Here is a 467-nt window from a genome sequence, read left to right on the forward strand (position 1 = left end):
TTGTGGTGGTCAGCTATCTGGTTGGCGCGCGGGTCTCGGAGATTCTTGGTCTTCAGGTCGGCTGCATCGAGCAGCATCCCTCAGGTGACGGCAGCGAACGCTTCGCCTATCTCGTCGGCCGGATCTACAAGACAGCACGCGACGCTCACGGCGAGGTCCATCGCTGGGTCGCGCCGCCGCCGGTCGAACGTGCCATGCTGGTCATGGAACGGCTGTCGGCCCGCTTGCGTGCCCAAAGCGGGCGGTCCGAACTCTTTCTGGTGATGGCCAGCAACGGCCTTGTTGGTCCCGCCGCCCGGATTAATTTGCCCATCGTCTCCACGATCATATCGCGGTTGAACAACCAGTTCGCGCCGTTCATCGCTCTGCCGCATCATGAGGGTGAGCCTTGGCATCTGAACACGCATCAGGGCCGAAAGACCTTCGCGCGCTTTGTCGGCAAACGCGACCGTACAGGCCTGCATGCG

1 protein-coding gene is annotated in these 467 nt (G+C 62.5%); it reads left to right on the forward strand.

Going from position 1 to position 467, the window contains the following annotated elements; genetic code table 11:
• A partial coding sequence (locus AACY52_RS30805; protein WP_339561464.1) for a hypothetical protein occupies positions 1-467 on the forward strand: 467 nt, incomplete at both ends.

Origin of the sequence: Pseudomonas sp. EA_65y_Pfl1_P113 (genome assembly GCF_963970525.1) — a bacterium.
Taxonomy (GTDB): Bacteria; Pseudomonadota; Gammaproteobacteria; order Pseudomonadales; family Pseudomonadaceae; genus Aquipseudomonas; species Aquipseudomonas tritici.